Raw genomic sequence first — 16109 nt, forward strand, 5'->3', positions numbered from 1 at the left:
ATTATAATGACCGGGATCTTTTAATATAAAATCCCAAATTTTGAGAATGCAAAGATAATGGTATTCATACGTAGTAAACAAATAACAGATTCATTAGATTATAGATTAATTCAAATAGCATAAAAAAACACCATAAAAGGCTCTTTTTTACGTTTATTAAAAATACAAACCAAAGTCTTTTTTACATTTTTTGTAAATTTGACAACCAAAATAAATACGCAAAATGAAAACTTTACAAACACTAGTCACATTGACATTCATGATTTGCGCATCTGTTAACTACGCGCAAGAAGATGAAAACAAAACCAAAAATTCATCTGAAGAAATAGTAACCAAGATTATTCGCATAAAAGGCCCAAATGGAGAAGAAAAAGTGATTAAAAAACAAGAAGTGATCAAAAAAAAGAGTCAGATCAAGCTTAACCCAGGCGATGAAAACAAAACCAATCAATCTGCTCAATATACAGAAGATGAAGTTATAGTACAAAAGTCTCATTCTTCTTCTGATATGGAAAAATATAATAAGGTTAGCGATGATAAAGGTTTTGTTATTACTTTTTTAAAAAAAGAAGGTAATCAAGTTTCAAAAGTAAGACCTATAGGAAGTGGGTATTATCTTGTTAATATGGGAGAAAAAGATAATTGTGTCGGTCATTTTGATAAAGATAAAAACTTTATTCTTGAAGCTTATGATACAAAAACAGATGAGATTATAACAACAGTTTATCAAGCTAATTAACCTTATACAAAATCATCAAAATCTTTTTATAATACATAGTAAAGTTGAACTACGAGTTCGACTTTACGTATTTATATGAATTAACGAAATCTAATTGTTAATTGTTTATTATACTCAATACTAATGGTTTTATAAATATGTATCTTAGTCTATATAATCTTAAAACCTAAAATTATGTTACAAAGTATTTTAAATCTAAATGGAGTTCAAAAATTGAACAAAAATAAACAACAAGCGATTAAAGGTGGTGCATGGCCTAGAAATGAGGAAGATTGTCTTCTTTGTGGTGGCGAATGGGATTTCCCATTATGTGCCTTACCTGTTAATTCTGTCTGCCTTTAATCAAAAAAGCTTATCTTAATTATAAAGAGTCTTAAATCCACAAGGCTCTTTTTTTTGTTTTTATGAATCTATATCTCTTTGATTTTCAAAATCTAAAATTATATAACTAAATATATAAGAACTACATAATATGGTTAAAAACTAGTTAGAATAAGATGTGTTATAATTATCTTTTAAATATCTTTAGCATAACAATCAACTTAAATAAACATTAATACATGAAAAAATTCACACTCATTTTATTCGGGTTACTTACAAGTTTAGGCTTCAGTCAACAAATTGTAACAGGAACTGTAACAGACACTCAAGGAATTCCTTTACCTTATGTAAATATCATAGAAAAAGGCTCTTCTAAGGGTACAACCACAGATGATCAAGGTAATTATTCTATTGCAGTAGATGCAAATGCTACCTTAGTCTATAGTTTTGTTGGTTTCCAAACTCAAGAAATTCTGGTAGGAACTCAAGAGAAGATTGATGTTGTTCTATTAGATGGAGAAGCATTAAGAACTATTGTTGTTGTTGGATCAAGGAGTCCAAAACGAACTGCCACAGATACCCCTGTTGCTATTGATATTATTGATATGCAGGATGTAATTACCAAAAGTGGTAAAATAGAAATTAATGAACTATTACAATATGCTGCTCCCTCATTTAATGCGAATAAACAATCTGGATCTGATGGAGCAGATCATATAGACCCTGCTACTCTACGTGGTCTCGGTCCTGATCAGACTCTTGTTTTAATTAACGGAAAAAGAAGACATTCTTCTTCTCTAATCAATGTGTTTGGAACAAGAGGTAGAGGTAATTCTGGTACAGATCTTAATGCTATCCCTGCCTCTTCTATAAAAAGAATTGAAGTCTTAAGAGATGGTGCTGCAGCGCAATATGGTTCTGATGCTATTGCCGGTGTAATCAATATTGTTTTAAAGAACAGTGTCAACAAATTAACGGGTAGTATTAGTTATGGAGCATACAATACAAATGCTAAAGGAGATTTTCCGGCAGGGACTCCTAATACAGATGGAAATCGTTTGGATACAGAAAACGATGGAAACCGAATCGCAGATGATAAGGATTTTGATGGAGGGTCAGTAAAAATTACTGCAAATTATGGTGTTGAAATTGGAGAAGGTGGTTTTGCTAACTTCACTACAGAATATCTTAGTAAAAATAAAACATTACGTCCTGGTTTTGATTTTAGAAGGGGGTTTGGTGAAGCTGCAATAGATGGTTTCAATTTCTTTGCAAATGCCGCAATACCATTATCAAAAAAGACAGAACTGTACGCTTTTGGAGGAAGAAATTATAGGGATACTGATGCTTTTGCATTTACTCGTAACGGAGGAGAACGCGTTGTAACTCAAATCTATCCAAATGGCTTTACTCCTAGAATAACATCTAATATCATAGATAATTCAGTTTCTGCAGGAATTAGAACAGAAACAGATAGTGGTTGGAAAATTGACATTAATAATACCTGGGGTAAAAACAACTTTCATTATTTTATTAAAGGAACATTGAATGCTTCTCTTCAGGAATCTTCTCCAACAGATTTTGATGCCGGAGGACATAGTTTAAGTCAGAACACGACCAGCTTAGATTTTTCTAAATACTACCCTAATATCCTTCAAGGACTTAATATAGCGTTTGGTACAGAATACAGAACTGAGAATTTTGAAATTTTTGCTGGTGAAGAAGGATCTTATGCTACATATGATGTTAATGGTTTACCAATAACAGATCCTGCAACCCAGACACAACCAACTGATCCCGATTCTGGTAATTTAAGACCAGGTGGTTCACAAGGATTCCCGGGGTATAGCCCTGCAAACGAAGTAGATCGTTCTAGGTCAAACATTTCAGTATATGCAGATAGTGAACTTGATATTACTGATCGTTTCTTATTAGGAGCTGCTGCAAGATTTGAAGATTATAGTGATTTTGGAAGTACAATTAATGGAAAATTATCCTTTAGATTCAAAGCAACAGAGGATATTAATATTCGAGGTTCTGTGAGCACAGGATTTAGAGCTCCATCATTAGCTCAAATTTATTACAATCTTAGATTTACAGATTTTCAAGGAGGTGTAGCAACAGAAACATTACTATCTGCTAACAACAGTCCGGTTACGGCTTCTTTTGGAATTGATCAACTAGAAGAAGAAACTGCAATAAACGGAGCACTAGGAGCTACAGCTACTTTTGGGAGTTTTACAGCAACCATAGATGGATACTATATTAATGTTAAAGATAGAATTGTGCTAACTGGTACATTCGCTGCACCACAAATACCAAATGTAGCAGAAGCTCAATTCTTTGCTAATGGAGTGGACACAGAAACTGTAGGTCTAGATTTAATACTTTCCTGGAAAGGAAATTATAGTTTTGGTAACCTTTCTGCTACATTAGCAGGAAATATAAATAACATGAGTATCGAAGATGTGAATAATGGGCCTTTGGATGAAGGAACTTTCTTTGGAGAAAGAGAAAAAGCCTTTTTATTAGCTTCTGCTCCAGAAAGTAAATTTTCTTTGAATACAAGTTATACCAAAAATAAATTTAATGCCGGAATTGGTTTAACTCATTTTAGTGAAATAACGCTTATCGATTTTACAGATGCAGAAGATGTATACGGAGCAAAAATTACTGCTGATTTAAACTTAGGATACAAAGTAACAGATAAACTAAAATTTACTATCGGCGGAAATAACATTTTTAATGAATATCCTGATCAACAAGATGATGGAGAAACTGAAGCTGGTGGATATTGGGATGCTGTGCAAATGGGATTTGGCGGAGCATATTACTATGCAAGATTAGATTTCAACTTCTAAAAGTTTACATCATAAAGATATAAAAACGCTACATCGAATGATGTAGCGTTTTTTATTTTTTTCATAATTGGTATAAAAATATTGTGTTTCATTGCTCCATCAATAACTATAATCATAATTTTGTATAAAATAGTATTGAAATACAGATGAAAGATTTAACACGTTACTTTTATAACCTTTTTGTTTCTAAAGGACTTTCAGAAAATATAGCAGAATATTTAAATGTACTTATTGGAGTTTGCATACTTGTTATTGTTATTTTCTTTTTAGATCTTATGATGAGGAAAGTAATCATAGCCATTTTTAAGAGCTATGCCTTTAGATCAAAAAATACGTTTGATGATTATTTAGTTAAGAATAAAACCTTTGATTATCTAGCTCATATCATCCCTCTATCCATTATCATTTGGGTTCTACCCATGCTATTTATTGCTTTCCCAACTGCAGAAAGGTATTTGGAGACCTTGTTCGATATTATGGTTATTGTATTAGTGATTTGGATCTTAAGAAGTATTCTAAGAACCTTTAGAGATTTTTTAAAATCCTTAAGCTCATTTAAAGACAAACCAATTGATAGTTATGTACAAGTCTTTATGATTTTTGTTTGGACAATCGGAATTATTTTTGTCTTCTCATCCATGACAGGAAAATCTATCTTAACATTTCTTACTGCATTAGGAGCTATGTCAGCGGTTATTCTTTTGATTTTTAAGGATACTATCTTAGGCTTTGTAGCCAGTATACAAGTAGCAGTAAACGATACCGTTAGGATTGGGGATTGGATTACTATGGAAAAATATGGCGCTGATGGAGATGTGATTGAGATCAATTTATCTTCTGTTAAAGTTCAGAACTTTGATAAAACCATTACAACAATTCCTACGTATCATTTAACTTCAGAATCATTTAGAAATTGGCGAGGTATGATGGATTCTGGCGGAAGAAGAATTAAAAGAGCTTTATTAATCAAAACTTCCAGTGTTTCATTTTTATCGAAAAAAGATCTTGAAGATTTAAAAAAAATAGCACTTATTAGTGATTACATCAAAAGTATACAAAAGGATATTGACACATATAATCAGGATCATAGCATCGATAAAAGTACACTTATAAATGGAAGAAACTTAACTAATATGGGAGTCTTTAGAGCATATGTAGATTTCTACCTCGAAGATCATCCTTATATTAATAAAAACATGACCATTATGAGTAGACAGCTTGCTCCTAGTGCACAAGGAACACCATTAGAAATATATGCTTTTAGCAACGATAAAGTTTGGAAAAATTACGAAAAAATAATGGCTGATATTTTTGATCATCTTTTATCTGCAATACCTTATTTTAAACTAGAAGTGTTTGAACTTAATTATACGATTGAAAAACAATAATCTTTTTTGTACTAAATAGAAATTTATGATTACCAGTTTTAGAATTATTAGTTACCTGGAAGGTATTTCCTATTTACTTATCCTATTTGTAACCATGCCATTAAAATACATATTCGAATCTCCTGAACCCAATAAAATAATTGGAATGGCTCATGGGTTTCTCTTTTTGGGTTATATCGTAGTTGCTATTCTTATAAAAACAGAAAAAAAATGGGATACTAAGACATTAGCTATTGTACTTATTTGTTCGATAATTCCATTTGGGACATTTTGGATGGATAAAAAATATTTACGTTAGAAATTCACAGTACCATTGAAATTTCCTTCATATATACTATGTAAATTAAGCACACTATGATATCCTCCTATACCTTGGGGTTCTATGGATATACTCCCGGTATGTAAAGGAATTTCCTGTCCATTAAAAGTGATCGCTAAAATTATATTATCGGGTGGTAAACTATTATAATCAGGGTTAAAATAATGATAATTATAGTCTGCATAATTACCTGTAACTATAATAATTTCAAGCACATCACCTGTATCTAAATCGTAGACTATATGATCCTCTCCATTTTCTGAAGGTACTAAAGAAGCATTCGCAACTTGATACAAATATTCTCCACTAGGAGCATTTTGATTTTGGATAGCGCCAAAATCATGATGACACGTATGATCACATCTATGTATAACAATTGGACGTCCCCTCTTTGATTTTGGAAGCTGTTGTTTAGATGTTCTTCTTTCAATAACAACATCTGGGATAGGTAAATTTATGTCTACATCCACAGCTACTCTACCTCCTACTACAAGTTGTGCAGAAATTGGAAATATTATTAATACACTAAAAAATAATAGTAAAAAAGAGTCTTTTTTCATGTTGATTTAAATTGTGTAAATCTTACATCAATTTAATCAAACAATATGCCATAAAAAATTACTCAGGATATTCGATCCTCAAATGATAAATATTAGTCAATTTGCGCTTAAAAACCTTTTTTACCTGTTGAATTTCTTTAAAGGTGATATTCGCATTTAAGAATTGGCCATCTTCCATTTGTTTGCTCACTATCTTCTCTACAAAAGAATCAATCAGACTACTTGTAGGGTTTTTAAGACTTTTTGATGCAGCTTCAACACTATCGCTCATCATAAGAATCGCAGTTTCCTTAGAAAAAGGTTTAGGTCCGGGATATTGAAAATCTTCAATATTTACATTTTCATTTGCCTCTTTTTCTTTAGAATAAAAATAATATACTGTGCTGGTTCCATGATGTGTTCTAATAAAATCAATAACACGATCAGGCAGGTTATTTTTTTTAGCAATTTCTACACCTCGAATTACATGATTAATAATGATTCTTGCACTTTCTTTTGGAGATAGCACGTCATGGGCATTACCAGAAGCCGATTGATTTTCGGTAAAATAAGTAGGATTGGCCATTTTACCAATATCATGATATAGAGCTCCTACTCTAACTAGCATCGCATTTGCACCTATTTCATTTGCTGCAGCTTCTGCAATATTAGCCACGTTAAGAGAGTGATGAAATGTTCCTGGAGCCTTATTAGATAACTCTTTTAATAATACCGAATTAGTATCACTTAATTCTAATAGAGATACGTCAGAAATTAATCCAAAAATCTTTTCATAAGCATATATCAAAGGGTGTACAATTAAAGTAGCAAACCCACTAATAACGAATAACCCTACAGTAACCCAATCGATATTGCCAATACTTCCTTCATGGATAACATGAAAAGCAATGTATGCCAAAATATAGATTATAGTAATTTGTCCAACAGATATAAACAAATTGGCTCTCTTAAATGATTCTGAAATTGTAAGAATCGTTACAATTCCTGCAATGATCTGTAAGAACGTATACTCATAACTATTAGGCACAACAAAACCTAATATTAAAACTGTAATCACATGGGTAAACAACCCTAATCTTGAATCAAAAAATGCTTTAAGTACTAAAGGAAGAATACACAAAGGGACGACATAAATATAGTCTGAGCGATATTTTACCATCAATGTCGTAATTAAAACCAAAAATAAAACATTGAAGAAAATAAAGGTCACCTGTGTGTTATTCTCATAAATATCTTTTCTATATTTTCTTATAAACAATAAAAGCATCATAAGAGCCAAAGAAACCAGCAGACAATATCCCAATACAATCCAATAGAAGTTTTTATCACTCCATACCTGAGATTCATATTCTGCTTTTAAAGAATTTAATATTTGTAGTTTATCTCCTTCTACTACTTCTCCTTTGGCAATAATTCTACTTCCTCTAGAAACTCCACCCCTAGTAGTCAAAACTTTTGTTAATTCATTCTCTAATGTACTTTCAGTAAGCTTTTGATTTAATTTGACATTAGGTTTTATTAAATCAAAAAACAGTGCTACAAAGTCACTTTTAAACTTAGCATATTCACTTTTATCTATTCTAGAATTGATAAGTTTTGTTAGCGCATTAGGTGTTAGAATTTGTCCGTAAGTTATCGCTTCTGCTTCATTACCTTTATTCAAAAATATTTGTCTCTTATCATCATAAGAATAGGTTTCTTGTAAAACACCATGTCGGTAGATATCATTTAAGACTATTCTTCCAAAAAGTTTAGCTTCATCTCTAGAACTGCTTTGACTAAAAGTTTTTAAATAACTTGAAAACGCTATATCATAAGAATCTTTAGCTGTATTCGCAATTATTGTATCATAATCAAAGTAAGGAATAACATTGTCTTTAATACGAGTCTTCTCTATCTCTATCTCTGATTCAGTCTTTGCTATAGCAAAATCAAAAGGAGCATATAAGTTTTCATATTGCCAAGGTTTACCTTTGGTAAATTCGTATTTAAAAATTCCTCCTTTAGGAAATAAATACACGATAAGTGCAGTGGTACATATAAACAGAAAAATCCTGTACATTGAGGATTGCCGTTTATATAGATTGTTTAAAAACCTTTTCACAAATATTATTCTATAAATTACTCAAAAGTAATAAAAAATAAGTCAGTGTAATATTAGGCGGCTTGTTAGTAACTTCACTATGTATATCCTTCAAAAATCATTAAATTCGCAGAATAACAATACACACATTTTTTAAAATAAAAATAATGAATAAAGAAGTAGTAATTGTATCTGCAGCTCGTACGCCAATTGGAAGTTTTATGGGAAGTTTATCTACTGTTCCAGCTACACAATTAGGAGCTACAGCAATCCAAGGTGCTCTAGATAAAATAAACCTCGACCCTTCTCTTGTGCAAGAAGTATTTATGGGTAATGTAGTACAGGCAGGAAATGGTCAAGCTCCCGCAAGACAAGCTGCATTAGCAGCTGGAATCTCTGAAAATGTTCCTTGTACAACAGTCAATAAAGTATGTGCTAGTGGTATGAAATCTGTAATGCATGCGGTACAAGCCATAGCCCTGGGTGATGCTGATATAGTCGTTGCCGGAGGAATGGAAAGTATGAGTTTAATACCTCATTATGTTAGACTAAGAGCTGGACATAAATTTGGACCTCAGACCTTAGAAGATGGTATGCAAAAAGACGGACTAGTAGATGCTTACGATCAGCAAGCTATGGGTACATGTGCTGATTTATGTGCTACAGAATATAATTTCAGCCGTGAAGATCAGGATGCATTTGCTATTCAATCCTATGAAAGATCTGCAAAAGCATGGGCTGAAGGTAAATTTACAAATGAAGTTGTTCCTGTAGCTGTTCCTCAACGGCGCGGAGAACCTGTAATGGTTACCGAAGATGAAGAATACAGAAACGTAAAAATGGAAAAAATATCATCATTGCGTCCTGCTTTTTCTAAAGATGGAACCGTAACCGCTGCAAATGCATCTACAATTAATGATGGTGCCGGAGCAGTTATTGTTATGAGTGCAGAAAAAGCTGCTGAATTAGGTCTAAAGCCTTTGGTGAAAATAAAAGGCTATGCAGATGCCGCTCACGAACCAAAATGGTTTACAACAGCGCCTTCTAAAGCACTACCTAAAGCACTAGCAAAAGCTGGGATTTCTCAAGATGATGTTGATTTTTTTGAATTTAATGAAGCTTTTTCTGTAGTGGGGCTATCAAACATGAAGATTTTGGGACTTACTGATAAAAATACAAATGTAAATGGTGGAGCTGTATCATTAGGACATCCTCTTGGTTGTTCTGGAGTACGCATCCTAATTACTTTAATCAATGTTCTTGAGCAAAATAATGCAAAAATCGGAGCTGCTGCAATCTGTAATGGCGGTGGTGGTGCATCAGCAATGGTTATTGAACGTGTGTAATAATTAAATTAAAATTCTAACTAAAATTATTACATGCAATACGGTATTTGTAATCTAAGTATTGTTCCATTACGTTTCGAACCACAAGATACCAGTGAAATGGTTTCTCAAGTTCTTTATGGTGAACATTTTAAAATTTTAGAGCAACGTAAAAAGTGGAGTAAAATTCGATTAGCTTTTGATAAATATGAGGGCTGGATCGACAATAAACAATACTTAGAAATTACAGAACAGATATACAAAAATTTTAATGACAAACCTCAATGTCTTGTAGGAGACATGGTAGAGTTTGTAAGCTGTCAAGAAGATCAATTAATGCCCATTCCGTTAGGTTCGTCTTTAAAAGCTCTTGACTTTTTTAAGCATCATTACGAAGGAACTAGAATTCTAGACGTATTACCTAAAGAAACCATTGTACAAACTGCCTTTCTTTTTCTCAATGCTCCTTACTTATGGGGAGGAAGAACTAATTTTGGAATTGATTGTAGTGGATTCACCCAGATGGTATATAAGCTTACTGGTCACCAATTGCTAAGAGATGCTTCACAACAAGCTACACAAGGTGAAGCTCTTAGTTTTATTGAAGAGAGTGAACCTGGGGATCTAGCCTTTTTTGATAATGATGAAGGCGCTATCACACATGTAGGTATTATGATGAAAGATAACTATATTATCCATGCGCACGGAAAAGTGCGTGTGGATCGTATTGATCATACCGGAATCTACAATGTAGAAAAACGCACTCATACACATCAACTACGAGTAATTAAACGAATTATCTAAATCTTATCTATATTTTCGGATTGGATTATTATAGCACTTACAAAAACCATTTGTTGTAAAACATTTTATTTTTCGGGAGTGTATTATAGATAATTATTGTTTATCAAATTTTCTCTTAAAACCTTTAATATACCTCTCTTATTTTTACATAAATCTTGTAAATTCTCAAAAACTGTAATATTTGTCATAAATAGTAATAAAACATCTTTGATTTTATACAAAACACTATCTATCAAATAACTAAACTACATCAATTTTGTAACCAATACATCTTCCTAAAGGTATACAAAAGGGGTACATGGAGTACAAATGGTATACAAAATAATATACGATCTGTCTTTTACACAATAACTATAGTCATTCCATAATGGTAATAATAAATTAGCGCCGTCTATTTTAAGACACCAACTAAATCTTTTTATTAAAACTCTTAAAACTCAAATCATGAAATCTAAAATTCACTTTTTTTTAATGATGGCCATTATGGCCATATGCTCACAAGTCTTTGCTCAGCGTCCTAGTTTTAATAAAAACAAGGATATTTTGATCGCTTGTTTTGATATCAAACCTGATCCGGATGATATCCATGCAGTAGCCGCCTTAGGTAGTATGCTAGCACATCCAGATTTAACTGGGGTGAATTATTTTGCTGTTGCTGGGGCTTATGGTAGTCAAGGTGGTAGTTATCTACAGTCAAATTCACTTTTCAATATGGCATTTGGAAATAACTGGACCGATGCACATTCTAATAGATCTGCTGCTATCGCTGCTATAACCAGTAAGGTAGTTCCCATTCTTCAAAACGGAGGAAAAGTTTGGGTTCAGGAAGGAGGGCAATCAGATGTTACTGCTGATTGGTTAATGCCAGTAATTAATGCCAGCAATGGTATCAACTCTAATACAACTAAAAACAATGTCATTCTCGTACAACATGATGATGGCTTTAATGAGGGGCAGGCTAATCAATCAAAACTCAACAATGTAAAAGCAAATACTAGATATTTTCTTCTTGATGATGGAAATGCTGGTTGGAACGATGGTTGGGGAGATCATGGACCCTGGTCTACTCCTATGTACAGAAATAGAAGTAATTCATTTGTTGATCAAGCTAAAAACTCTCCTAATAGTGTAGCTAAAGCCCTATGGACAGAGGCTGATCGTCTTTTCAACAGTTATTTCCCAAACGGATTTCCCCATGATTGGTCATTCTTCTTCACAGATGGTGTTGATTATTCAGATTGTGTAGAAAACTGGTGGATTTTTGAAATAGGTTCAAATGCAGATACACATGACAAATTTTGGTCAAGATATGTAATGAATACAACATCAAACCCGGGTCCAAACCCTAATCCAAATCAGCAATTTTTTATAGTAAATCGTCAAACAGGAAAAAAATTACGTCCTCAGAATAATGCAGATGGCATTACATTAATCCAAGTTCCGGCAAGCACTACAAGTAATATTGTAAAATGGGAACAAGTAAATACTTCTAATGGTTATTTTTATTTAAAAAATGTAGAAACTGGGAAATATTTTAGGCCAGTAGGTAATAATGATGGTTCTGCCCTTGAGCAAAGGCCTACTAGTTATAGTGGCAACTATACACAATGGAAAAAAGTAAATTCTTCTAATGGATATTTTTACTTACAAAACAGACAAACTAATCATTACTTCAGACCTACCACTGACTCTGATAACAGTCCAATGGTACAACGTCCTACAACATATTCTGGTAACTACACACAATGGAAGTTTGATGCTGTCGGTTCTAAAACCAGTGCATTAGAAGATAATAAAATAGCAATATACCCTAATCCTGCATCAAGTCAATTGAAAATACTTGGGATTGCTAAACAAGATATTATATCTGTTAAAGACCTATCAGGAAAAATGGTAATAAAAGAAGTTACATCTATAGAGAAAAACATGAATTTGGATGTATCTCGTCTTCAAAACGGAGTATACGTATTAACAGTAAAAAATGCTAATAAAAACACCACACTTCAATTCGTAAAAAAATAAAACATAATTTAAAAATAAACCCTGATTATAAATGTAATTATTAAGAGGTGTACAAAAAGTGTACATAGAGTACAAATGGTATACAAAATCATTTGTAATCCTCTTTTAAATAATAGTTATAGTTATTCCATTATAGCAGTAATACATTTAGTATATACAGTTTAAGGTAAAACTAACATTTAAACAAAAAACTTTTTAAACACAAACACAAACACAAATCATGAAATCTAAAATTCGTATTTTTTTAATGATGGTCACTATGGCCATATGTTCACAAGTCTTTGCTCAGCGTCCTAGTTTTAATAAAAACAAGGATATTTTGATCGCTTGTTTTGATATTAAACCCGATCCGGATGATATCCATGCAGTAGCTGCCTTAGGTAGTATGCTAGCACATCCAGATTTAAGTGGGGTGAATTATTTTGCTGTTGCTGGTGCTTATGGTGGTCAAGGTGGTAGTTATCTACAGTCAAATTCACTTTTCAATATGGCATTTGGAAATAACTGGACCGATGCACATTCTAATAGATCTGCTGCTATCGCTGCTATAACCAGTAAGGTAGTTCCCATTCTTCAAAACGGAGGAAAAGTTTGGGTTCAGGAAGGAGGGCAATCAGATGTTACTGCTGATTGGTTAATGCCAGTAATTAATGCCAGCAATGGTATCAACTCTAATACAACTAAAAACAATGTCATTCTCGTACAACATGATGATGGCTTTAATGAGGGGCAGGCTAATCAATCAAAACTCAACAATGTAAAAGCAAATACTAGATATTTTCTTCTTGATGATGGAAATGCTGGTTGGAACGATGGTTGGGGAGATCATGGACCCTGGTCTACTCCTATGTACAGAAATAGAAGTAATTCATTTGTTGATCAAGCTAAAAACTCTCCCAATAGTGTAGCTAAAACCCTATGGACAGAGGCTGATCGTATTTTCAACAATTATTTCCCAAACGGATTTCCCCATGATTGGTCATTCTTCTTCACAGATGGTGTTGATTATTCAGATTGTGTAGAAAACTGGTGGATTTTTGAAATAGGTTCAAATGCAGATACACATGACAAATTTTGGTCAAGATATGTAATGAATACTATATCAAACCCTGGTCCAGACCCTACTCCATGTACTGGTAAAACATTTGAAGAAAAAAATGGTGTAGCAGCTATCGAAGCTGAAGATTTTGTAAAACAATCTAAAACTAAAGATAGAGAGTGGTTTATTATTGGTAGCGGAGGAAATGGTAGCACGCCTAATCCAGATCCAGATCCAGGTCATCAAGGAGCTGCAAGTGGAGGAAAATATGTTGAGTTATTACCTGATACTCGTGTAACGCATGGTGACCCTCTAGTTCCTGGAGTTAGCTTTTCTGATGCACCAGGTGTCGCTGCAGTATTAGATTACAAAGTAAAATTTAATTCTCCAGGTAAATATTTTGTTTGGGTAAGAGCGTATTCTACTGGATCCGAGGATAACGGAATACATGTTGGTATTGATGGTACCTGGCCAGATTCTGGAAAGAAAATGCAATGGTGTGCCGGTAAAAATGCCTGGACATGGGAAAGTAAACAACGTACGAATGCTAATCACTGTGGAGTTGCACAGCAAATATTTATAAACGTACCTACCGCTGGTATTCATACCATTTCGTTTTCTATGAGAGAAGATGGTTTTGAAATGGATAAATTTATTTTATCAAAAGCGTATACTAAGCCATCTGGTGCAGGAGCCAATCCTATTGCAGCAAATTGTGATAATCCAAACCCTAACCCTACTTCAATTGCTATTCCGGGAACCATTCAAGTAGAAAACTTTGTCGCTAAAAATGGAGGAGTAAAAGCTGAAAACACACCAGGAGGCGGTCAAAATTTAGGATTTATTACAAATAATAACTATACAGAATACAATATTAATGTTACTAATGCGGGTACTTATAAAATGGATGCCTTCGTATCTTCAAATGGTGTGGGAGGAAATATTGTAGCTTCTGTTGCCGGAAATAATTTGGCAAGCTTAACTGTTCCTGTAAATAATGACTGGCATAACTATAGTACTCCTGTTTCTGGAAACCTGAATTTGGCTGCAGGTACACAAAAAATTCGTTTTACGTATACTGGTACTGCTGGTTTCTTGTTTAACTTTGATCGTGCTGTATTAACTTTGACTACTCCAACCGGTTCTGCTAATTGCAGTACAGCACCTACTAATCTGGCTATTGCAAGTGCTACGAACACTTCGGTCACTATATCATATAACAATACTGCTAATGATACACGTACGTTTGAATTAAGGGCATTCCCTAAGGGTGGATTCTCAGGAAACATTAATTCTGGCGGTGTAGGATTTGCTGCTGGTGCTGCCGGAAATACTTCTATAACGATGAATGGTTTACAAAACGGAACTTCTTATGATTTTGTATTAAGAGCTTTATGTAGTGGAGGAACTCCTGGTGCGAGTCCACTAGCTCCTACTATCGTAGGAAGTACTACAGGAGGTACATCCGCAACCACTCCTCAAACTACAACATTATCAGCCATTGATGATGCATTCCTGCAAGGAAATACTCGTTACAATAGTTCTATATTACGTACTGAAAGTGGAAAAAGAGTTTCCTACCTAAAATTTGACGTATCAGGTATTAATGGGCCGATTACAGCCGCTACACTTAAACTAACTGTAAGTGGTGATAGTGGTAATGGTAACATAGAAGTAAACCTTGGTAATGGTAATAATTGGACTGAAGCTAATTTAAATACAGCAAATGCTCCTGCTAAAGGTGTATTGTTAGGAAACTTAAACAAAACGTATAGTTTAAATCAAGCTCAAAATTTCACATTAAGTAATTTAGCCATTAGTGGTAATTTCTTATCTTTAGTAGTAACACAAACTGGAGGAAATGACGTTAGTTTTGCTTCTGATGAAAATGCTAATGGGAAACCTGTATTAACTATTACCTATGATGCGCCAGCTAGTGCCAAAATTGCGTTAGACACCTCTAAAACAATGGTATATCCAAATCCAGCAGTAAATGAACTGCAAGTACTTGGTATTGCTAAATACGATGTTATATCCGTTAGAGATCTTTCAGGAAGAACTGTAATTCGAGAAAATACATCAACAACAAAAAATATGAAACTAGATGTGTCTAACCTTCAAAAAGGAGTATACTTTTTAACAATAAAAAACAACAGTAAAAGTACCACACTTCGATTTATGAAAAATTAAAATAAATCAAATCATTCAATATCTTAAAACGCCATGCAAAATAAATGCATGGCGTTTTTATAGTTATTAAAGCTTATAATTTCATATTTAGATAGTGAAATAAACCAATATCATTTTTATCTTTCATTCACACATTACAGCACTCTATATCCTATTATCAATCAGTTAAAAACATTTCATTAATAGATTATTTTTTTTAACTGTAGAAATTCCTCTTTCTGTCATTTATAATATAGCAGCTCTAATTATACTTATAAATATTAAATCGTTCAGCAAATAAACCTTATATAAAACTGACTTCTAACATTTTAGTTTATCAGTTCTTTTAGACAATTATTACTGCCATCTCACTTTGGAAGCTCCTACTGCCTTCATATTAAGAGTAACATTAAAAAATAACTTTCAAACCACCCTATTCATATTTAAAATTCTGATTTTAAGACCTTTAACCAAAACCA

General features: G+C 33.1%; 11 protein-coding genes. 9 read left to right on the forward strand and 2 right to left on the reverse strand.

Annotation, left to right across the window (positions count from 1 at the left end):
- The first annotated feature begins 223 nt into the window (after positions 1-223).
- From DK442_RS19740 to DK442_RS19755, 5 genes are all read left to right on the forward strand, one after another.
- Entirely contained in the window at positions 224-739 is a 516-nt protein-coding gene (locus DK442_RS19740; protein ID WP_143918121.1) for a hypothetical protein, read from the forward strand.
- Positions 740-913: 174 nt separating this feature from the next.
- Positions 914-1081: a hypothetical protein gene (locus DK442_RS28495; protein WP_200825142.1), complete on the forward strand. Its 168-nt coding sequence runs from the start codon at positions 914-916 to the stop codon at positions 1079-1081.
- A 218-nt stretch (positions 1082-1299) separates the two neighbouring features.
- On the forward strand, positions 1300-3921 hold the full coding sequence (locus DK442_RS19745; RefSeq protein WP_109437612.1) for a TonB-dependent receptor: 2622 nt from the start codon (positions 1300-1302) through the stop codon (positions 3919-3921).
- Between the two features lie 146 nt (positions 3922-4067).
- Complete coding sequence (locus DK442_RS19750) at positions 4068-5309, forward strand: mechanosensitive ion channel family protein (RefSeq protein ID WP_109437613.1); 1242 nt, start codon at positions 4068-4070, stop codon at positions 5307-5309.
- Between the two features lie 25 nt (positions 5310-5334).
- Positions 5335-5607: a DUF3817 domain-containing protein gene (locus DK442_RS19755; RefSeq protein ID WP_109437614.1), complete on the forward strand. Its 273-nt coding sequence runs from the start codon at positions 5335-5337 to the stop codon at positions 5605-5607.
- On the opposite strand, the gene DK442_RS19760 is transcribed toward DK442_RS19755, so the two are convergent.
- Both DK442_RS19760 and DK442_RS19765 read right to left on the reverse strand, forming a co-directional pair.
- A complete protein-coding gene (locus DK442_RS19760) occupies positions 5604-6188 on the reverse strand; it encodes a hypothetical protein (protein ID WP_109437615.1) in 585 nt (194 codons plus the stop codon). The genes DK442_RS19755 and DK442_RS19760 overlap by 4 nt on opposite strands.
- A 58-nt stretch (positions 6189-6246) precedes the next feature.
- The gene (locus DK442_RS19765; RefSeq protein WP_200825143.1) at positions 6247-8292 is read right to left on the reverse strand and encodes an HDIG domain-containing metalloprotein; all 2046 of its coding nucleotides are present in this window, start codon (positions 8290-8292) and stop codon (positions 6247-6249) included.
- Between the two features lie 146 nt (positions 8293-8438).
- Here DK442_RS19765 and DK442_RS19770 point away from each other — a divergent pair, with 146 nt between their 5' ends.
- The 4 genes from DK442_RS19770 to DK442_RS19785 all read left to right on the forward strand — a co-directional run bounded on the left by DK442_RS19770 (position 8439) and on the right by DK442_RS19785 (position 15651).
- Complete coding sequence (locus DK442_RS19770; RefSeq protein ID WP_109437617.1) at positions 8439-9617, forward strand: acetyl-CoA C-acyltransferase; 1179 nt, start codon at positions 8439-8441, stop codon at positions 9615-9617.
- Between the two features lie 33 nt (positions 9618-9650).
- A complete protein-coding gene (locus DK442_RS19775) occupies positions 9651-10400 on the forward strand; it encodes a C40 family peptidase (RefSeq protein WP_109437618.1) in 750 nt (249 codons plus the stop codon).
- 444 nt (positions 10401-10844) lie between these two features.
- Positions 10845-12422, forward strand: coding sequence for a T9SS type A sorting domain-containing protein (locus DK442_RS19780; protein WP_109437619.1), 1578 nt, complete (start codon positions 10845-10847; stop codon positions 12420-12422).
- Between the two features lie 220 nt (positions 12423-12642).
- Positions 12643-15651: a carbohydrate-binding protein gene (locus tag DK442_RS19785; RefSeq protein WP_109437620.1), complete on the forward strand. Its 3009-nt coding sequence runs from the start codon at positions 12643-12645 to the stop codon at positions 15649-15651.
- Positions 15652-16109: the final 458 nt, after the last annotated feature.

It is taken from the genome of Aquimarina sp. AU119 (assembly GCF_900312735.1).
In the GTDB taxonomy this organism is placed as follows: domain Bacteria; phylum Bacteroidota; class Bacteroidia; order Flavobacteriales; family Flavobacteriaceae; genus Aquimarina; species Aquimarina algiphila.